Here is a 21,255-nt window from a genome sequence, read left to right on the forward strand (position 1 = left end):
CATCCCGGAGGTGCCGCAGGCCTCCAGCGGCCGCAGCGGGTTGTTCAGCCACACGTCGCAGCCGGGCAGCAGCGACTGGGCCATCGCCATGTCGTAGTCCGGCAGGAAGACGATCCGGTGGCGCACGTGATGCTCGTCGGCGAACCGCACCAGCTCCTGGATGAGCCGCTTGCCGCCCTCGTCGGCAGGGTGCGCCTTGCCCGCGACCACCAGTTGGATCGGGCGCTCCGGGTGCAGCAGCAGCCGGGTGAGCCGCTCGCGGTCGCGCAGCATGAGGGTCAGCCGCTTGTACGAGGGCACCCGCCGGGCGAAGCCGATGGTCAGCACGTCCGGGTCGAGCACGTCCGCGGTCCAGCCGAGCTCGGCCTCGGAGGCGCCCCGGCCGATCCAGGACTCCTTGACCCGGCGCCGCGCCTCCTCGACCAGCGACGCGCGCAGCAGGCTGCGGATCTCCCAGATCGCCTTGTCGGAGAGCCGGTCTACCGCGGCGAACGGCTCGTCAACCAGCGCGCCGGGACCGAGCTCGCGCTCGGCCAGCTCGAAGACCGCCGGGTGCACCCAGGTCTGCGCGTGCACGCCGTTGGTCACCGAGGCGATCGGCACCTCCGGCGAGTCGAAGCCGGGCCACAGCCCGCCGAACATCTCCCGGGAGACCGCGCCGTGCAGTATCGAGACCCCGTTGGCGCGCTGAGCCAGCCGCAGGCCCATCACCGCCATGTTGAACGTGCCCGGGTCGCCGCCCGGGTAGTTCTCCGCGCCGAGGCCGAGGATCTCCTCGACCCGCACCCCGGGCGCCTGGTTGTCGCCGCCGAAGTGCTTGGCGACCAGGTCGTGCGAGAACCGGTCGATCCCGGCGGGCACCGGGGTGTGCGTGGTGAACAGCGTGCCCGAGCGGACCGCGGCCAGCGCGGTGCCGAAGTCCAGGCCGCGCTCCTCGGTCAGCTCCCTGATCCGCTCGACGCCGAGGAAGCCGGCGTGGCCCTCGTTGGTGTGGTAGACCTCGGGCTCCGGGACGCCGCTGATCCGGCAGTAGGCGCGCACGGCGCGGATGCCGCCGATGCCGAGCAGCATCTCCTGGTGCAGCCGGTGCTCGCTGGTGCCGCCGTACAGCCGGTCGGTGACCTCACGACCGCCGTCCGCGTTCTCCTCGATGTCCGTGTCGAGCAGCAGCAGCGGCACCCGGCCGACCTGCGCCAGCCACACCTGCGCCACCAGCTCCCGCAGGTCCGGCAGGCCGATGGTCACCTGCACCGCGCCGCCGTCCGGCTCGCGCAGCTTGGTCAGCGGCATGTTGTCCGGGTCGATCAGCGGATAGGTCTCCAGCTGCCAGGCGTCGCGGGAGAGCGACTGGCGGAAGTAGCCGTGCTTGTACAGCAGGCCCACCCCGATGATCGGCACGCCGAGGTCCGAGGCGGCCTTCAGGTGGTCGCCGGCCAGGATGCCGAGGCCGCCGGAGTACTGCGGCAGGACGGCGGTGATGCCGTACTCGGGGGAGAAATACGCGATCGAGCGCGGGGCGTCGGTCAGCGTCTGGTACCACTTCGGCTCGGTCAGGTAGGCGCGCAGGTTCGCGGCGGCGTCGGCGATCCGCGCGGTGAACCGGCCGTCCGCAGCCAGTATCGCCAGCCGCTCGGTCCGCACCGCGCCGAGCAGGCGCACCGGGTCCCCGCCGACGGCCTCCCACTGCTTGGCATCCACTGCGGCGAAGAGGTCCCTGGTGGGGGCGTGCCACGACCACCGCAGGTTCGCCGCGAGTTCGGCGAGCGGCGCGAGCGGTTCGGGAAGCACGGTACGGACGGTGAATCGTCGGATAGCCCTCATGGTCGGGACAGTAGCGGCTGCTCAACGATGTTCGCGACACGATCTCGTTTCTTCTTGGCCCTCGCGCTGCCGTGCACTCCCGAACGCCCCCCCGATCGGAGCACGCCCGTCGCGGCGGTTCCGCGTCCCGGCGAGACGGCAACGAGCCGTCTCGCGTGCACCGCGCGAAATCGGATATGAATCCCGCATGAGCATCGGACGCATCCCCGTCGTCGACGTCCAGCCCCGGGTCCTCGACGGCGCCCGCCCGGCGAAGGCGGTGCCCGGCGAAGCGTTCGCCGTCACCGCGACGGTGTTCCGCGAAGGGCACGACGCGGTCGCCGCGAACGTGGTCCTCACCGGCCCCGATGGCGAACGCGGGCCGTGGACGCCGATGCGGGAGCTGGCCCCCGGCACCGACCGGTACAGCGCCGAGGTGGCCGCGGACCGCCGCGGCGAGTGGACCTTCCACGTGGAGGCCTGGTCGGACCCGATCGCCACCTGGTTTCACGCCGCACGGGTGAAGATTCCGGCGGGCATCGACGTCGAGCTGGTCTGCGAGGAGGGCGCCAGGCTGCTCGAACGCGCGGCGGCGACCGTCGCGGTCACCGGCCCCGGGGCGGCTCGAAGCGACCAGGCGCCGCGCGGAATACGTAACAAGATTGACACAGAAGGAGCGGGGCTCCCAAGTCCCACGCGCCCCACAAGTAACACAAGCGCCACCTCTGCATCATTCACGTCAGCCGACGCGCACAGCGCCACGGTCGAAGTGGTCATCGAGCGGGTAGTCACAGCGGCTGTCAGGGGCACAGTCGAGGGCGAGGGCACGGTCGAGGCCACGACGCAGCGCCGGGCGCAGTCGGCCGCAGGTTTCATCACACTGTCCGGGGATGCCGCGAGCGAGGACGTCGAGTCGGCCGAACCGGCGTCAGACGACTTGGCACCACACGTCGCCGACCCGGCGGATCCGGCGGTGGTACTGCTCCTGAACACCGCCGATCTGCTGCGCAACAGCACGATCCCCGCCACGGGCCGGCTCAGCGCCGTCGAGGACGAGCGGGTGCACGAGGCGCTGGCCGCCCGGCCGGTGCGCGACCAGCTGACCGAGAGCGAGCGGTGCCCGCTGCGCGTCGACCGGACGCGCGCGCTGTTCAGCTCCTGGTACGAGATGTTCCCCCGGTCCGAGGGCGCGCGGGTCGACCCGACCGGGCAGACCCCGCCGGTCTCCGGCACGCTGCGCACAGCCGCCGAGCGACTCCCGGCCATCGCCGCGATGGGCTTCGACGTGGTGTACCTGCCGCCGATCCACCCGATCGGCACGGCGTACCGCAAGGGCCCGAACAACACGCCCACCGCCGGTCCGTTCGACGTCGGCTCGCCCTGGGCGATCGGCTCGGCCGAGGGCGGGCACGACGCCATCCACTCCGACCTGGGCACCTTCGCCGACTTCGACCACTTCGTCGAGCGGGCCGGCCGGCTCGGCATGGAGGTCGCGCTGGACTTCGCGCTCCAGTGCTCGCCCGACCACCCCTGGGTGGAGAAGCACCCCGACTGGTTCGCGCACCGCGTCGACGGCACCATCGCCTACGCGGAGAACCCGCCGAAGAAGTACCAGGACATCTACCCGCTGGACTTCGACGGTCCCGGCGTGCTCCCGGCGATCCTGGAGGAGTGCGAGCGGATCCTGCGGCTGTGGATGGGCCACGGCGTGCGCATCTTCCGGGTGGACAACCCGCACACCAAGCCGGTGATCTTCTGGGAGCGGCTGCTCGAACGCATCCACGCCACCGACCCGGACGTGCTCTTCCTGGCCGAGGCCTTCACCCGCCCGGCGATGATGCAAACGCTCGCCAAGATCGGCTTCCACCAGTCGTACACGTACTTCACCTGGCGCAACTCCAGGTCCGAACTACAGGACTACCTGACCGAGCTGTCGAACGGCACCCCGTCGTTCTTACGCCCGAATCTGTTCGTCAACACCCCCGACATCCTGCACGAATACCTTCAGACGTCGGGACGCCCGGGTTTCAAGATCAGAGCGGTCCTCGCCGCCACGCTGAGCCCCGCCTGGGGGGTCTACTCCGGATACGAGCTCTGCGAAGGTACCCCGGTGCGGCCGGGCAGCGAGGAGTATCTGAACTCGGAGAAGTACCAGCTCAGACCGCGCGACTGGGCCACCGCGGAGGCGGAGGGACGCTCCCTCGCACCGTTCCTGGCCCGGCTAAACGCGGTGCGGCGTGAACACGTTGCACTGCAAGGGTTACGTAATCTCAAATTTCACCACGCAGACAACGATGCTGTGCTGTGCTACTCCAAGCGCACTGCCGCCGACCTGGTCCTGGTCGTCGTCAATCTCGATCCGCGCAACACGGTCGAGGCCATCGTCTCCCTGGACCCGTACGCGCTCGGCCTCGGCTGGGACCAGGAATTCACCGTACGCGACCAGCTGACCGGGGAGACCTACCAGTGGGGCCGGGACAACTACATCCGGCTCGACCCGCACACACAGCCCGCCCACGTGCTCACCAGGATCAGGTAGGGCTCTGATCCCGGAGGACCGGGCCGGATCGCGGCGCGGTTCACGAGCGGGTCGGCGGCCGTGGCCATCCACCCTCATCCGCGCACCACATGGTGCTCCCGGCACAACTGGAGTGACCGTGATCGTCAACGAACCCGTCGCCGATTCACCGCTCGACCTGCCCAAGAGCGAACGCGATCCGGATTGGTTCAAGCGCGCCGTCTTCTACGAGGTCCTGGTCCGCTCCTTCCACGACTCGAACAACGACGGCACCGGCGACCTGAAGGGGTTGACCGCGAAGCTCGATTACTTGCAGTGGCTGGGCGTCGACTGCATCTGGCTGCCGCCGTTCTTCAAATCCCCGCTGCGCGACGGCGGGTACGACGTGTCCGACTACACCGACGTCCTCGCGGAGTTCGGCGACCTGGGCGACTTCGTCGCGTTCGTCGAGCAGGCGCACGCACGGGGCATAAGGGTCATCATCGACTTCGTCGTGAACCACACCAGCGACCAGCACCCGTGGTTCCAGGCATCGCGCAACGACCCCGACGGCCCGTACGCCGACTATTACGTGTGGGCCGACGACGACAAGCAGTACGCCGACGCGCGCATCATCTTCATCGACACCGAGACCTCGAACTGGACCTTCGACCCGGTGCGCAAGCAGTACTACTGGCACCGCTTCTTCTCGCACCAGCCGGACCTGAACTACGAGAACCCCAAGGTGCACGCGGAGATCCTGGCGGCGCTGCGGTTCTGGCTCGACCTGGGCATCGACGGCTTCCGGCTGGACGCGGTGCCGTACCTGTACCAGCAGGAGGGCACCAACTGCGAGAACCTGCCGGCCACGCACCAGTTCCTGAAGAAGGTGCGCAAGATGGTGGACTCGGAGTACCCGGACACCGTGCTGCTGGCCGAGGCGAACCAGTGGCCGAGCGACGTGGTCGACTACTTGGGCGACCCGGCGGTCGGCGGCGACGAGTGCCACATGGCGTTCCACTTCCCGGTGATGCCGCGCATCTTCATGGCGGTGCGCCGCGAGTCGCGCTACCCGATCTCGGAGATCCTGGCCCAGACCCCGGCCATCCCGGCGAACTGCCAGTGGGGGATCTTCCTGCGCAACCACGACGAGCTGACCCTGGAGATGGTCACCGACGAGGAGCGCGACTACATGTACGCCGAGTACGCCAAGGACCCGCGGATGAAGGCGAACGTGGGCATCCGCCGGCGGCTCGCCCCGCTGCTGGAGAACGACCGGCGGCAGATCGAGCTGTTCACCGCGCTGCTGCTCTCGCTGCCCGGCTCCCCGGTGCTGTACTACGGGGACGAGATCGGGATGGGCGACAACATCTGGCTCGGCGACCGGGACGGCGTGCGCACCCCGATGCAGTGGACGCCGGACCGCAACGCCGGCTTCTCCTCCAGCGATCCCGGACGGCTGTACCTGCCGGTGATCATGGACGCGGTCTACGGGTACCAGTCCACCAACGTCGAGGCGCAGATGGCCAGCACCTCCTCGCTGCTGCACTGGACCAAGCGCATGATCGAGATCCGGCGGCAGAACCTGGCCTTCGGCCTGGGCACCTTCCAGGAACTCGGCTCGACGAACCCGTCGGTGCTGGCGTTCATCCGCGAACTGCCGGCCGACGACGCGCCGCGCGGTGCGGGCCGCGAGGACGATCTCGTGCTGTGCGTGATGAACCTCTCCCGCTTCCCGCAGCCCACCGAGCTCGACCTGCGCGCCTTCCAGGCGATCGAGCCGGTCGAGCTGATCGGCGGGGTGCACTTCCCGAAGATCGGTGAGCTGCCGTACCTGCTCACGCTGAGCGGTCACGGGTTCTACTGGTTCAAGTTGCAGCGCGCGTAGCGGAGGGCGTGCGGGGAGTAGTAGTGCCCAGTTGAGTTCGCCGAGCTGGGAATCCTGTCGGCGCGTCCGTTACGGCGCCGAAAGGAGGGTAGGAGGCGCGGTGCCGAAGTGCCGAGGGACACACCTGCTGGTACTGGTAGAACAGGGCCCAGGCGGGGAACTCGGCTTCGGTCGGACGAACGTGGTTCGGACGGCAGGACACGGCGCCGCTCCCACAAGCCAAGGCCGAAAGGATGACCGACGATGACGTCGACGATCGACATGGCCCATCCCGCGCTGAACGGCCGTTTCGCCGAGCGCCTTGCCGAGCTGTTGGCCGGCTGGCTGCCCGAGCAGCGGTGGTTCGGCGGCAAGGGACGGCGGATCGACGCCGTCACGCTCGCCTCGTGCCTGTCGGCGGTCGGCGCCGAGGGCGACGATCCGCGGCTGTGGCACGTGCTGGCCGAGGTGACGTACGAGGACGGCCCGAAGAACGACGAGCTGCCGCAGACCTACCAGGTGTTCGTGGGGGTGCGCCGCTCGCTGCCGCACTGGCTGCGGCACGCGGTGATCGGCGATCCGGACACCGCGGTGCCGGAGCTCGGCGGGTTCTGCTACGACGGGCTGCACGACGCTCAGCTGGCCGGGTGGCTGCTGGAGCGGATCGCCGCGCGCGACGAGGTCGGCCCGCTGCGCTTCGACCGGCTGGCCGGCCAGATCCTGCACACCGACCTGCGCGCGCTGGTGCTCACCGGCGAGCAGTCGAACTCCTCGCTGGTGTACGGCGACCAGTACATCGCCAAGGTCTTCCGCCGCCCCGCGCCGGGGCGCAGCCCGGAGCTGGAACTGGGCCTCGCCCTCGGGGTGGCCGAGTCCCCGCACATAGCACCGCCGATCGGCTGGGCCGAGTTCGCCGACCCGCAGGCGGCCGAACCGATCACCCTGCTGACCCTCCAGCCGTTCCTGCCCAGTGCCACCGACGGCTGGGCGCTCGCGCTGACCAGTGTGCGCGACCTGTTCCAGGCGGAGCCCGACCTCTCGGCGGCGCGCGCCGGGGCCGACTTCGCCCCCGAGGCGCACCGCCTGGGGATGGCCACCGCGCGGGTGCACCGTGCGCTGGCCAACACGCTGCCGACCGGCTGGCTTGAGCCGGAGGAGATCGCGCAGCTGGCCGAGAGCATGCGGCGGCAGCTCGATGCGACGGTGCGTCGGGTACCGCAGCTGCGCCGGTACGCGCCGGGTCTCGGCGAGGCGATAGACCGGCTCGCCACGCTGAGCGGCCCGCTGCCGGTGCAGCGCGTGCACGGCGACTACCACCTCGGCCAGGCGATGCGGACCGTCACCGGCTGGATCCTGCTCGACTTCGAGGGCGAGCCGGCGCGCTCGCTGGCCGAGCGGCGCGCCCCGGCCAGCCCGCTCAAGGACATCGCCGGGATGCTGCGCTCGTTCGACTACGCGGCGCACCACCTGCTCGCCACGCTCGCTCCGCAGTCCGCCGAGCCGCCCGGCGCGACCGAACTGATGAGGGTACGCGCGGCCGAGTGGGCGGCGCGCAACCGCGACGCGTTCTGCCGTGGCTACGCCGAGGTGATCGGCTACGACCCGCGCGCCGAGTCCGCGGTGCTACGCGCGTTCGAGATCGACAAGGCCGTGTACGAGGTCGGATACGAGGCGGCGAACCGCCCGTCCTGGCTGCCCATTCCGATGGGTGCCTGCGCACGTCTGTCCGCGAGGGCTTGACTCCCGGCAGCGTTTCGACAACACATTAGCTGAAATGTTCGCACCGACTGCGGGCGTCCATTCATTTTGTTAGGTTCTTTCGCAACAGAACCGATCGCGCGGAACTTCGCACAGAATTACGAAGTCGATTACGGGATGCCCGGGCCGCGTGCCAGCGCCGTCTCACGCCCTGGTACTACGAGCGCGGACCGTACCGGCGAGAGTGCGCCGGGCGTACTTCTTTTCCGCGGAATCGATTTTTGTTATCAGTAGTCCATACCTTCGGATGAATTGCTTCCATGTTTCGGTAGCGTCTGCACGCGCAGTCGCTTACGGTGACCGTCGGGTGGGATGGAATCGCGCGTCACGGCGTTAGTCCGACCCATACATGACCGATCCGAACGTCAGAACATCCGATTACAGAGGGGGGACTCCTTGCTCCGCCATGCCCGCAAACCGCCCGGCCGCCCGGCGCACGGCCATGTCTGGCCGTTCATCGGGCTGACCGCCGCGGCGTTGAGTGCCGTCGCGCTCGTCCCGCTGCAAGCAACCGCATCTCAAGCGGCCTCATACAGTGCAGCCTCACACGGTGCGGCCACCTCCGGTTCGACCTCGTTCCCCTCCGGAGACCGGGTCGACCTGCGGGTTCTCGTCGTGACCGACGGATCCGCACCGGTCGAGGCGATCCGCACCGAGTTGGGCACCGAAGGCGTTCCTTACACACTGCTCGATTTGAACGATCCGAACCGGCAGCAGCTGACCGCCGCGTACCTGGCCGGATCCGCCGGCGGCGCACCGGAGGCGCACTTCGAGGCGGTGGTGCTGCCGAACAACGCGCCCACGCAGCTGTCGAGCGCCGAGACCGCAGCGCTGGGCGCGTATGAGGCCACGTACTCGGTCCGCCAGATCGACGCCTACCTGTACCCGACGCCGGCTGTCGGCCTGAACTACCCGAGCTTCGCCGGCACATTGGACGGGATGACCGCCAACGTCACCGCCGACGGGACCGCGAACGCGTTCCCGTACCTGACCGGCAGCGTGCCGTTCGAGGACATCGACCCGACCGTCTCGGAGTCCTACGGCTACCTCGGCACGCCGAACCCGGCGACCGGCACCACCTTCGACCCGCTGGTCACGATGGCCATTCCAGGCAGCTCGACGCAGGGCGTGCTGTCCGGCGTCTACACCTCGGGCGGTCGCAGCGAACTGGTCAACACCTTCGCCTACAACGCCAACCAGGCGCAGTTCCGGGCGCTCGCGCACGGATTCATCACCTGGGCGACGCAGGGCGTGCACTTCGGCTACGACCGCAACTACTTCACCGTCGACGTCGACGACACCTTCCTGCCGGACGCCGAGTGGTCGCAGACCGGCCACTGCACGCCGAGTGACACGATCTGCCCGGCGGGCACCCCGGACACCACGCCGAGCCGGATGACCCCGGACGACGTGACGTACGAGGTGAACTGGGAGAACGCCAACAGTTACAAGCTGACCATGCTCTTCAACGGCGGCGGCTCGGACGACCAGGTCGCCGCGACCGGCTCGGACCCGCTGCTGACCGCGTGGCAGGCGAACAGGTCCGGCGTCCTGGAGTGGCTGAACCACACCTACTCGCACGAGTTCCTGGGCTGCCAGCAGAATCTGACCACCATCCCCTGGTCGTGCCAGACCGACGCGAGCGGCAACGTCGTCTGGGTTCCGCAGTCGGACATCACCTCGCAGATCTCCAGCAACGTCGACTGGGCCCGCAGCAAGGGCTTCTCGGTCAACGCGAGCGAACTGGTGACCGGCGAGCACTCGGGCCTCATGACGCTGCCACAGCAGCCGGCCGACAACCCGAACCTCGCCCCGGCGCTGGCCGCGCAACGCGTCGCATGGACCGGCTCGGATGCTTCCCGTGAGCCGAACCAGCGCGCGGTAGGCACTTCGACGCTGACCGTGCCGCGGCACCCGATGAACGTGTACTACAACGCCGCGACGGTCTCGGACGAGATCAACGAATACAACTGGATCTACACCTCGGCCGCGAACGGCGGCTCGGGCATCTGCGAGAACAACCCGACCTCGACCTGCATCAGCCCGCTGGACCCGAACACCGGGTACACGAGCTACATCGTGCCGACCGAGGCGCGCATCGCGCTGAGCCACATCACCGCGAACGACCCGCGGCCGACCTACGTGCACCAGTCGAACCTCTCGCAGGACCGGATCCTGTACCCGGCGCTGAACGCGATCCTCGGCGACTACCGATCCGAGTTCGCCGCGAACGCACCGATCGTCGAGCAGACGCTCGCCGCCGAGGGCCAGACGCTCCAGCAGCAGTCCGCGTGGGCCGCGGCTATCGCCGCCGGTACCGTCTCGGGCTACGTGCAGGGCGGGAAGATCCACGTCACCGCCCCGAGCGGCCTCGACGTGCCGGTGACCTCGCCGAACGGGACGAAGAACCCCGGCCTGCTCGGCGGCAACCTCGGCGCGAGCCCGTACGGCTCCTCGTACGCGAGCGAGCTGTCCGCCTACAAGGAGTCCCAGGGCAACGGCTTCACCCTGCTGCTGCCCGGCTACTCCGGCCTGCTGTTCGGTCCGCAGTAAACCCGACCCGCCCGAGTGCTCGGAGGCGCTGCGCCGTCAGCGACGCCCCCGAGCACTCGCGCGCAGCCCACACGCACCGCACCTACTCACACCGCACAGCATCACGCCACACCGCATCACATCGCCATTCGTCCAGGGGGGAACGAAGCATATGGAGATCCTGCTTGTCGCCGAAGGGACGTATCCGCACGTCCGCGGCGGCGTTTCGGTCTGGTGTGACCAAATGATCAGAGGTCTGCGCGGACACCGCTTTCACGTCGTCGCGCTGACTGCTACTGGCCGCGAGCCCGCAGTGTACGAACGGCCGCAGAACGTCGTCTCGGTGCGTTCGCTGCCGATCTGGACCATGCGGCGCCCGGCCCCGCAGCGCCGGATCGCCCGGCGGCCCGACCCCTCCGCCGCCATCGCTCTGCTCGACGCGACGCTCAGCCACGCTCCGGAGGCGAGCGAGCAGTTCGAGTCCGCGCTGTTCGAGCTCTTCTTCCAGGCACGCCGCCTCACAGATCTAGGCGAGGTGTTACGCACCGACACGATGGCTAAAGCGCTCGCCACGTTCTGGCATCGGTTTCATGACGGAGCACCCGACTTACGCCTCGCGGACGCCCTCGCCGCGCTCGACCTGATCGAGCACGCGTTGCGTCCGCTCGCCTTCCAGCCGCCGGACGCCGACGTCACGCACACGGTGTCCAACGGTTTGGCTGCGCTCGTCGGGCTGGCCGCGAAATGGACGCACGGCACTCCGCTGATCATTGCCGAGCATGGCGTGTACCTGCGCGAGCGTTATCTCGCGCTGGGCAGCGAGCAACTGGGATGGCCGGTCAAGTCGATCGTCGCCGCGTTCACCCGGCGGCTGTGCGAGACCGGGTATCGCAACGCCGACCTGATCACGCCATGCAACGAGTACAACCAGCGCTGGGAGAAGCGCCTCGGCGCGGATCCGGCGAAGCTGCGCACGGTCTACAACGGCGTCGATCCGGAGCGCTTCCCGCCGGCCGAGAGCGAGCCGGACGAGCCGACGCTGGTGTTCGTCGGCCGGATCGATCCGCTCAAGGACCTGCACACGCTGCTGCGCGCGTTCGCGCTCGTGCTGGAAGAGCTGCCCGCCGCACGGCTGCGGCTCTTCGGCGGCGCCCCGCCGGGCGGTGAGTGGTACCTCGAAGAGTGCCTGGCGCTGGTCAAGCAGCTCGGGATCGAGCGAGCGGTCGTCTTCGAGGGCCCGAGCAGCGCGGTGAGCGAGGCCTACGCCGCCGGGCAGGTCGTCGTGCTGTCCTCGATCTCGGAGGGGCTGCCGTTCACTGTGCTCGAAGCGATGGCCTGCGGCCGCCCCAACGTGGGCACGGACGTCGGTGGCGTCGGCGAGGCGATCGGTGACACCGGCTTGGTGGTCCCGCCGCGCAAACCGTCGGAACTCGCACAAGCCTGCCTGACGTTGCTCACCGACCACGACCGGCGACGTGCACTCGGCCTGGCTGCCCGTGAGCGAGCCCTGGAGCTGTTCACCATCACGCGCGCGGTAGACACCTTCGATGAGATCTACCGCACTGTCGCCATGTCCGCCACCTACGTCGCCCCACCGGCCAAGTCGGGCGCACCGTCGCAGCAACGGCCGCTAAGGACCGGATTGGCCGCATGAGCGCACCGTCGCTGCTTACCGCACCGTATGGCATGCACCAGCCCGCGTTCGCCACCGGGTACAGCAATGTGCGTTACCGTCCCGCGCCGCCGCGTACCGGTCATGAGTACAGCGAGTCTCTTGACGCAGTGGACCGGCTCGCGTTGAGCCTGGCAGACCTCTGCCGGAGCGCGGTGGATCCGCTCGCGATCGTCGCGGGGCTGGAAGCGGAAGGGTACAACGACCGGACGGCCTGGGAACGCTTCGGCCTACCCGACCTGTTCGCGTTGGCCGAGGAGTTGCACCGCAGGGTGCCCCGGGACCTCGACCCGCCCCATCCCTCGCCGCCATCGGCGCCGACCGGCACGGCCCGTGCCATCCTGCGCGGACTGCTGTTCGCCACGCCGTCGCTGTCCGCGATGGCGTTCCTGGTGGCCGACGTGAACGGGATCGCGCGCGTCACGCTGGCCGTCGTCCAGGTGCTCGCCTGGGGCTACGGCCAGGGCATCGCGCACCTCGCCTACGCTCGGCTGAACGCTGCCGACCGGCCTGCGGCGCGGCGGATTCTGCGCGTTGGCACGGTGCACGCCCTGCTCATCTCCGTGTGGTTGCTCGGCGGGATGGAACTGATGCTCGGCACCCCGCTGACCGCGCTCGTCCCGGCGGCACTCAGCCTGTGGTTCTCGCTCGCCGCCATACCGGCGCTGGTGCTCGGCCTTGAGTTCCAGTTGGCCGCCACGCTCGGTCCGGCGGTGCTCGGCGCGGTCGCCACGGCGTCCGGCGCGTCCGCTGACGTGGCCCTGGTCGGCTCCCAGACCTCCACCGCCGTAGCGATCACGTTCATGCTCTGGATCACGCGCACCGAGAAAGCCGCCGAGCCGGAAGTGACGCAGCGTGAGATGCGCGACCTCGTACCGCATGCGTTGTCGGGCCTAGGCATCGGTGCACTGATCACCGTCGTGCTCGCCGGACCGATCACGACAGGGCACGGACTCGTCGCGTTACACGCCGCCATCATGCTCACTCTCAGCATGGGTGTCGGCGAGTGGCACGCACGCTGGTACCAGCGACGCGTGAGCCTCCTGCTGTTCACCCTGGCCGACCCGGCACAGTTCCCGCAGCCGGCCACGCGCCTGCTCATGCTCGCACTGCTGCGCAAGACCGCAACCACGTCCGCGTTGGCAGCCACGGCCTACCTGTTGTTCGACCGGGGTTCTCCCGGCGCCTTCGACCTCTACCTTTACACGGTCGTACTGGCTCCTGGGCTGCTCGCCGTGCTGTTCCTGCGTGGCATCGACGCGAAAGCAGCGCTGTGGCCGATCGGCGCCACCCTGATCGCGACAGTGGTCGCCCTGCCGAGCCACGACACCGCCATCCTCGTCGCACTCGCCGCCGAGTTCACCGCACTGGTAGCCATCCGCGCCGCCGACGCAACCGCCCGCCCGTGGGTCCACCTATGACAATCACACCCCCACCACTCACACCCGCATCCCCCACACCCACACCCACACCCACACCCACATCCGCACACGCATCACCCGCACCCGCACTGTCTACACACGCGCTGTCCGCACATGCATCGCCCACACCCACACCCATGTCACCCACATCACCCGCACCCGCGTCACCAACTCCGCCGCCACTCACACCCCCACTACTCGTACCTCCGTCACTCACACTCCCACCCCTCATACTCCCGTCGTCCACACCCCAGTCGCCCACATCACCACCACCCACCTCAACGCCACGATTCGTCGTACCAGCCTATTTCCACCCAACAGACCACCCGGACAGCTGGAACACACTCGCCGAACTCGGCCAGAACCTCGCCTTCGCCATCCTCAATCCGGACTCCGGCCCCGGCCACGCCATCGACGCCAGGTACGCCGAACCCATCGCCGCGATTCACGCCGCCGGAGGCGAGGTCGTCGGATACGTGGACACCGGCTACGGCAGACGCTCCGGTTCGGCCGTACTCCGCGAACTCGCGGCCTACCAATCCTGGTACGGCCTGCGCGGCGGCTTCCTCGACCAGGTACCGACCGGCCCCGAGCACGTCGCGCACTACCGCCGCCTCATCGCCGCCGCACGCGAGATGGGCGTCGACCACATCGCGCTCAATCCCGGCACGACCCCCGCACCCGAATACGCCGAACTGGCCGACATGGTGATCACCTTCGAAGGTCCATGGGTCGCGTACGGTGATCATATCGTCGCAGAATGGACTCGGCATCACCCGCCGGAGCGCTTCTGTCATCTGGTCCACAGCGCGCCGCTCGCCGAACTGGCCGCGGTACGCGACGGCGCGCGGGGGCGCCACGCCGGAGCCGTCTACGTCACCCAACTGTCGGGAGCGAATCCGTGGGGCAGCCTCAGCCCGCTGTTCGAGCACGTGGCCGCCTAGTCCACGCCGCACCGGCCAAAACGCTCCGAGTGACATCAGCCAAAGCCAACGCGCTCCTAGCAGGATCAGTCATGGCGCTCCTAGCGGCGTCGACAGCGGCCTGCTCCCCACACCCGAACCTGTCCCGCACCTCGAACACCATCGCCCCCGCGCCTACGCAACCTACGCAATCAATGCCCCTCTCACCCGCGCCGACGCCCGCACCACAGACGTCCGGCCGACCGATCTGGCAGCCGAGGCCCGGCCTGACCTGGCAGTGGCAGCTCACCGAGCCCGTGGACACCTCAGTCGACGCACAGGTCTACGACATCGACGGCACCGAGAACGACGCCGCGGTCGTCGCCGCCCTACACGCGGCCGGGCGCAAGGTGATCTGCTACGTGAACGTCGGTGCGTTCGAGTCCTTCCGGCCCGACGCGCGACTCTTCCCGCCCGCGGTGGTCGGCGCGCCCAACGGCTGGCCCGGCGAGCGCTGGCTGGACGTGCGCCAGCTGACGGTGCTGCGCCCGATCATCGCGGCGCGCTTCAAGACCTGCGCAGCCAAGGGCTTCGACGGTATCGAGGCCGACAACGTCGACGGTTACGAGAACGACACCGGCTTTCCGCTTACCAATGACGACCAACTGGCGTTCAACCGCATGGTGGCCGGGCTCGCCCACGCCGACGGACTGGCCATCGGGTTGAAGAACGACCTCGACCAAGTGCCCCAGCTGGTGTCGTCCTTCGACTTCGCGGTCAACGAGCAATGCGCCGAGTACACCGAGTGCGACGAACTCGAACCGTTCATCGCCGAGGGCAAGGCAGTCTTCCACGTCGAGTACACGCTGCCGCTGAGCGACTTCTGCGCGCAGACCACCGCGCTGGGCCTGTCCTCGATGCGCAAGGACATGACTCTCGACGCAACCCGCTGGCCATGCCCCGCGCACTCAGCCTGACGGCCTAACGCAGTCGCTCACACATCCGCCAACAGCTCGTCAGCCGCCGTGAACGGGTCCAGTTCACCGACCGCCACGCGGTCGGCCAGCGTCGCGAGCCGCGAGTCACCGTGCAACGTGCCGAATCTGGAACGCAGCACCGCTAAGGCGATCGCCTCGATCTCCGCAGCCGCCCGAGCCCGCCGCCTGGCGGCGAGCCGACCGGTCTCGGCCAACCAGGCCCGGTGCTTCTCCAACGCCTCGACCACCTCCGTGACGCCCTCGCCGCGCGCGGCGACCGTCTTGACGATCGGCGGACGCCAGTCGCCCGGCTCCCGCCGCTCGCCAAGCGCCAGCATGTGGTTCAGCTCGCGCGCGGTGGCGTCCGCGCCGTCCCGGTCGGCCTTGTTGACCACGAACACGTCGCCGATCTCCAGGATCCCGGCCTTCGCCGCCTGGATCCCGTCGCCCATCCCCGGCGCGAGCAGCACGACCGCGGTGTCCGCCGCCGACGCGACCTCGATCTCGGACTGGCCGACGCCCACCGTCTCGACCAAGACGACCTCACAGCCTGCCGCGTCGAGCACGCGCAGCGCCTGCGGCGTCGTCGCGGCCAGACCGCCGAGGTGTCCACGTGAGGCCATCGAGCGGATGTAGACCTCCGGGTCAGTCGCGTGCTCCTGCATCCTGACCCTGTCGCCGAGCAGCGCGCCGCCGGAGAACGGCGAGGAGGGGTCGACCGCGAGCACGCCGATCCGCCGACCGCGCGCCCGGTACTCGGTGACGAGGGCACTGGTCGTGGTCGACTTGCCCACGCCCGGCGCCCCGGTGAGGCCCACGATGTACGCCCCGCCGGTGTGCGGCGCAAGGGCAGTCATGACCTCGCGCAGCAACGGCGAGCCGTCTTCGACCATAGATACCAGGCGGGCAACCGCACGCGCATCGCCGTTGCGCGCGCGGTCCACCAGAGCGGGGACATCGATCGTCACAGCTCAGACCTTACCCACGCAGCCACGCCTCGTTCCGGGCACCTCAACCGCCTTACGCACTCACGCGCTCACGGACTCACGCGCCTGTGCACGCCCGCCCGCCGTGACGCTCACGCAGCCGCCTTAGGCACCGTGACGATCAGTGCGTCACCCTGCCCGCCGCCACCGCACAGTGCCGCCGCGCCGGTGCCGCCGCCGCGCCGCTGGAGTTCCATGGCGAGGTGCAGCACGAGCCGCGCACCGGACATGCCGATCGGGTGGCCGAGGGCGATCGCGCCGCCGTTCACGTTCACCTTCTCCTCGGTCACGCCGAGATCGCGCATCGACTGGATGCCGACCGCCGCGAAGGCCTCGTTGATCTCGATCAGATCCAGGTCCGCCACGGTGAGCCCGGCCTTGGCCAGCGCCTTGTTGATCGCGTTCGAGGGCTGCGAGTGCAGCGAGTTGTCCGGGCCGGCCACCATGCCGTGCGCGCCGATCTCGGCCAGCCACGTCAGGCCGAGTTCCTCCGCCTTCGCCTTCGACATCACCACCACGGCCGCGGCGCCGTCGGAGATCGGAGAAGCGTTGCCCGCGGTGATCGTGCCGTCCTTGGCAAACGACGGGCGCAGCTTGGCCAGCGTCTCCGCCGTCGTGTCACCACGCACGCCCTCGTCGTCCTTGACGACCAGCGGATCGCCCTTACGCTGCGGAATCTCCAGCGGCACGATTTCCTGCTCGAACAGGCCGTTCTTCTGCGCCGCCGCCGCACGCTGCTGGGAGAGCGCCGCGAAGGCGTCCTGCTCCTCACGGCCGATGCCCAGCTTCCCGACGTGCCGCTCGGTCGACTCACCCATCGGGATGTGGTCGAAGGAGTCGGTCAGGCCGTCGTACGCCATCGCATCGAGCACCTCGATCGAGCCGTACTTGAAGCCCGACCGCGCCTTAGGCAACAGGTGCGGCGCGTTGGTCATCGACTCCTGCCCACCGGCCACCACGATCTCCACCTCGCCGGCCCGGATGAGCTGGTCGGCCAGCGCGATCGCGTTCAGACCGGAGAGACAGACCTTGTTGAGAGTCAGCGAGGGCACGTGCATCGGGATGCCGGCCTTGACGGCGGACTGCCGCGCCGGCATCTGCCCGGCGCCCGCCTGTAGCACCTGACCCATGATCACATAATCGACCTGGTCCGGAGCGACCCCGGCGCGCTCAAGCGCGGCCTTGATCGCGAATCCGCCCAGATCAGCCCCGCTGAACGGGGTCAGCGCGCCGAGCAGTTTGCCCATCGGGGTGCGCGCTCCGGCAACGATGACAGAGCCGGCCATAATCGGTACGCCTCCTGGAGATGGCGGTCGAGTGTGTACTTCGACACTATCCACAATTTGGCTACCCGCCAGTAGGGTTTGGCAGTGTCAGCTTGACCACACGGAGGCACGCATGATCACTCGCATCGACCACATCGGCATCGCCTGCCGCGATCTCGACGCGAGTATCGAGTTCTACAAGACCACCTACGGCTTCGAGGTCGTCCACAGCGAGGTGAACGAGGAGCAGGGCGTCCGCGAGGCGATGCTGCGGATCAACGGCACCGACGACGGTGGCGCCTCCTACCTCCAGTTGCTCGAACCCACCCGCGAGGACTCGACGATCGCCAAATACCTGGCGAAACACGGCGAGGGCGTACACCACATCGCCTTCGGTACGCCTGACGTCGTCGCGACCACCGAGGAAGCGACGCGTACCGGCGTCCGCGTGCTTTACCCCGCCCCTCGGCGCGGTACGTCGAACTCCTCGATCAACTTCCTGCACCCCAAGGACTGCCACGGCGTACTCACCGAGCTCGTCCAAGCGGCGGACGCCGCCACGCCGTCTTCCGCTAACTCGCACTGATCCCTAACTGTCGCCACCCCCCGATAGACTGTTCGGCCGCCCCAGCCTGAATCTGCCTGAAGACGCTTCAGACCGGCTCAGGATGCCAAATCGCGCCCTTACAGTGCCATCGGAGGTCACCCCTTTGCTGCGCCAGCCCACGACGAGCGCCGGCTCCCCGGATCAGGCGCAGCGCGCCGAGATGGAGTCCGAGCAGCGGCACGTGGACCGAGTGCACGAGCGCCTTGAAGTGATGCGCGGCCACGCGCGCGCCTACGAGGCCGAGGGGCACCGGCGGGCGCTGTTCGGCAACGAGGGCGGCCTGGTGGAGCGGGACGCGATCGTCTTCCAGGCGGCGGTCTGGCTGCGCCGGCTCGACGCGCAGGAGGAGGGCCTGGTCTTCGGCCGGCTGGACTTCACCGACGGCGGGGCGCGGCACATCGGCCGGATCGGCGTGCGTGACGAGGAGTACGAGCCGCTGGTCGTCGACTGGCGGGCGCCCGCAGCCGCCGCGTTCTACCGCGCCACCCCGACCGACCGGATGGAGGTGGTGCGCCGCCGCACCATCCGCTGCGTCGGCGCCAGGGTGATCCGCCTGGACGACGACCTGCTGAACCCCGAGCGCGCCGAAGAGCTCAACCTGACCGTCGTCGGCGACGGCGCGCTGATGGCCGCGCTGACCCGCAAGCGCGGCAGCGCCATGCAGGACATCGTCGCGACCATCCAGAAGGAGCAGGACCTCGCGGTCCGCTCCCCCGCAGACGGCGCCACGATCATCACCGGCGGCCCCGGCACCGGCAAGACCGCGGTGGCGCTGCACCGCGCCGCGTACCTGCTGTTCAACGAGCGCAAGCGATTCGAAGCCGGCGGCGTCCTGATCGTCGGCCCCTCCGCGGTATTCGTGTCCTACATCGAACAGGTCCTGCCGTCGCTCGGCGAGCACACCGCGGCGCTGCGCTCGCTCGGCGAGCTGGTCGACGGCGTGCGCGCGACCCGACACGACTCGGCCGCCCTGGCCGCGCTCAAGGGCTCGCTCGACCTCCTCCCCGTGCTCGGCCGCGCCGCCCGCGCGACGCCCCCGGGCACTCCCCGCCACTTCAGGACCACCTACCACGGCCACGTCGTCCAACTCGCCGCGCACCACCTGGACCGCCTGCGCCAGCAAGTCCTCAATCGAAACCCGCATCCCAACGCGGCCCGCGCGAACGCCGAAACCGCGCTGGTCGAAGCGGCCTGGGGGCAGCTGCCCGCCGAGTTGCGCGAGCGCCGCCGCACCGAGCGGGCGATCTTCGACCGCGACCTGCGCGACCGTACCGACTTCGAGCTCTTCGTCGAGGAGTGGTGGCCGTACCGCACGGCCGCGGAGGTGCTGCGTTCCTGCGCCGACCCGCGAACGCTCGCCCAGCACGCGGGTCACCGCCTGACGCCGGCTCAGGTGGAGGCACTCGCCGGCTCCTGGACCATGGCCGACGACAACCTCGCCGTCGAGGACATCCCCCTCCTCGACGAACTGGCCCAACTGCTCGGCACCCCGCCCGTCCCGGAAAACGAGGAAGAGGACCCGTTCGCCGACAGCGGCGTCGCCGAAGTCTCGTCCTGGGCCGACCGCACCGCGGACACGGCCAGGCGCGAGCGGACGAGGGAGAGCTACGCGCACATCATCGTGGACGAGGCACAGGACCTCTCGCCCTTGCAGTGGCGAGTACTCGGCAGACTCGGCCGCCGCGCCACCTGGACGATCGTTGGCGACCCGGTCCAGTCCGCCTGGCCCGACCCCGAGGAGTCCGCCCAGGCGATGACCGTCGCACTCGGCGACCGCCGAAGGCACGTGCACGAGCTGCGCACCAACTACCGCAACTCGGCCGAGATCTATACCTACGCGTCGCAGTACGCGAAGAAGGCCGCCCCGCAAGCCGCGCTCCCCGACGCCGTCCGCTCCACCGGCTTTTCACCCGAACACCGCGAAAGCGTGCACCAGGCAGTCACCGAAGCGCTCGCCGCGGTCGAAGGCACCGTAGGCGTGATCACCGCCCTCAGCGCGGCCGACGCGGTAGCGGAAGCCCTCCGCCCAAGCGTCGAGCAAGCGGAGGGCAGGCTCATCGTCGTCAACGCCCTGGACGCCAAGGGCCTGGAGTACGACGCCGCCGTAATCGTCAACCCCGACGCAATCGAACACGAGTCCCCCGCCGGCACCCGCACGCTGTACGTGGCCCTAACCCGCGCAACCCAGCGCCTTTACATCTGCAATACCGCAGAGCTCTGAACACAACGCCGACACTTCCCCTCGCCGCCACCGGTCCCCGGAATCGGCAGCGTGCTGAAGAACGCAGGGCGAGGATGCGCGACCGAATGAATGGTTCGCGGGTTCAAGTCTTTCATGTTCGGCGGCAAAAGGCCCGAGATCACTGCTCGATCGTGGTCCTTGCTGGCCTCATGGAGTAACGAGCCGTCGATAGCCTGGCGCGGGACGGCTCATTTCCTGGGTGATCGTCCCTCACGCTCAACTGGCGGCAATTGCCATCGGGCGCAACGCGGAAATGTGCTCGCACGACACGGACTTCGCCCGTTTCCCAGGGCTGCGCTGGGCCAACCCTCTGGCAGGCTGACCCGTGCACGACACGATCAGTCGGGGAACTCAGTCGGGGATGAAGACCGTCATCCACTCCGCGTCGCGCACTCGGTAGCGGTACCGGTCTGTTAGGCCATTGACGACGGCGGGCATGTGGGCGGCGCCGTAGACGACGCCGACGGTGATCGGTTCTGCGCAGCGCTGGTCATGGACACGGCAGAGTTCGGCGAGCAGTAGGCGGTCACGGTGGTCGAGCACGGCGTGGGCCGTTGGGGTGTCACGCGTGCGCTCCTCGCGTGTGGTGAACGGGAAGTCGTGTACGGCCAGGGCATCGTCCAAGAAGATTTCCGATCCGGTCAGCGCCAGGGCGACCGCCGTCAGATGGGCTCCCGCTGCGAATGCCAGTTGGGTGAGCGTGGGTAGCGCGCGCAGTTGCTTGTCCAG

Annotated in this window: 13 protein-coding genes and 1 pseudogene; 10 read left to right on the forward strand and 4 right to left on the reverse strand. The window is 69.1% G+C overall.

Translation table 11 applies throughout. The annotated features are described in order from the left end of the window. Nucleotides 1-1,821, reverse strand: a 1,821-nt coding sequence (gene glgP / locus VGS97_RS25480) for an alpha-glucan family phosphorylase (protein ID WP_326856190.1), incomplete at its 3' end; no start/stop codon positions are given. Between the two features lie 187 nt (nt 1,822-2,008). On the opposite strand from glgP, the gene VGS97_RS25485 reads away from it, so the two are divergent. The 8 genes from VGS97_RS25485 (at nt 2,009) to VGS97_RS25520 (ending at nt 15,426) form a co-directional block, all read left to right on the forward strand. Continuing rightward, nucleotides 2,009-4,339 carry an alpha-1,4-glucan--maltose-1-phosphate maltosyltransferase gene (locus tag VGS97_RS25485; RefSeq protein ID WP_326856191.1) on the forward strand — a complete coding sequence of 777 codons (2,331 nt, stop codon included), beginning with the start codon at nt 2,009-2,011 and terminating at the stop codon, nt 4,337-4,339. 118 nt (nt 4,340-4,457) lie between these two features. Next, the gene (gene treS, locus VGS97_RS25490; RefSeq protein WP_326856192.1) at nt 4,458-6,185 is read left to right on the forward strand and encodes a maltose alpha-D-glucosyltransferase; all 1,728 of its coding nucleotides are present in this window, start codon (nt 4,458-4,460) and stop codon (nt 6,183-6,185) included. Between the two features lie 243 nt (nt 6,186-6,428). Next, nucleotides 6,429-7,904, forward strand: coding sequence for a maltokinase N-terminal cap-like domain-containing protein (locus tag VGS97_RS25495; RefSeq protein WP_326856193.1), 1,476 nt, complete (start codon nt 6,429-6,431; stop codon nt 7,902-7,904). 414 nt (nt 7,905-8,318) lie between these two features. After that, on the forward strand, nt 8,319-10,475 hold the full coding sequence (locus tag VGS97_RS25500; RefSeq protein WP_326856194.1) for a hypothetical protein: 2,157 nt from the start codon (nt 8,319-8,321) through the stop codon (nt 10,473-10,475). Between the two features lie 151 nt (nt 10,476-10,626). Continuing rightward, a complete protein-coding gene (gene pelF, locus VGS97_RS25505; protein WP_326856195.1) occupies nt 10,627-12,108 on the forward strand; it encodes a GT4 family glycosyltransferase PelF in 1,482 nt (493 codons plus the stop codon). Then, entirely contained in the window at nt 12,105-13,547 is a 1,443-nt protein-coding gene (locus tag VGS97_RS25510) for a hypothetical protein (RefSeq protein WP_326856196.1), read from the forward strand. The genes pelF and VGS97_RS25510 overlap by 4 nt, the downstream gene beginning before the upstream one ends. Before the next feature lie 137 nt (nt 13,548-13,684). Next, a complete protein-coding gene (locus VGS97_RS25515; protein WP_326856197.1) occupies nt 13,685-14,491 on the forward strand; it encodes a spherulation-specific family 4 protein in 807 nt (268 codons plus the stop codon). Between the two features lie 173 nt (nt 14,492-14,664). After that, nucleotides 14,665-15,426, forward strand: a complete 762-nt coding sequence (locus VGS97_RS25520) for an endo alpha-1,4 polygalactosaminidase (protein WP_326856198.1) — start codon at nt 14,665-14,667, stop codon at nt 15,424-15,426. 17 nt (nt 15,427-15,443) lie between these two features. Here the strand turns inward: VGS97_RS25520 and meaB are convergent, their stop codons facing one another. After that, the gene (meaB, locus tag VGS97_RS25525; protein WP_326856199.1) at nt 15,444-16,394 is read right to left on the reverse strand and encodes a methylmalonyl Co-A mutase-associated GTPase MeaB; all 951 of its coding nucleotides are present in this window, start codon (nt 16,392-16,394) and stop codon (nt 15,444-15,446) included. Nucleotides 16,395-16,504: 110 nt separating this feature from the next. Continuing rightward, nucleotides 16,505-17,698, reverse strand: a complete 1,194-nt coding sequence (locus VGS97_RS25530) for an acetyl-CoA C-acetyltransferase (RefSeq protein ID WP_326856200.1) — start codon at nt 17,696-17,698, stop codon at nt 16,505-16,507. A 112-nt stretch (nt 17,699-17,810) separates the two neighbouring features. Between VGS97_RS25530 and mce the strand changes: the two genes are divergently transcribed. Further along, nucleotides 17,811-18,263, forward strand: a complete 453-nt coding sequence (gene mce, locus VGS97_RS25535) for a methylmalonyl-CoA epimerase (RefSeq protein WP_326856201.1) — start codon at nt 17,811-17,813, stop codon at nt 18,261-18,263. A 124-nt stretch (nt 18,264-18,387) separates the two neighbouring features. Then, a complete protein-coding gene (locus VGS97_RS25540) occupies nt 18,388-20,505 on the forward strand; it encodes a HelD family protein (protein ID WP_326856202.1) in 2,118 nt (705 codons plus the stop codon). Between the two features lie 372 nt (nt 20,506-20,877). On the opposite strand, the pseudogene VGS97_RS25545 reads toward VGS97_RS25540, so the two are convergent. Beyond that, nucleotides 20,878-21,255, reverse strand: a pseudogene (locus VGS97_RS25545) (hypothetical protein); the annotation flags it as partial.

Origin of the sequence: Actinocrinis sp. (assembly GCF_035946395.1) — a bacterium.
GTDB lineage: Bacteria > Actinomycetota > Actinomycetes > Streptomycetales > Catenulisporaceae > Actinocrinis.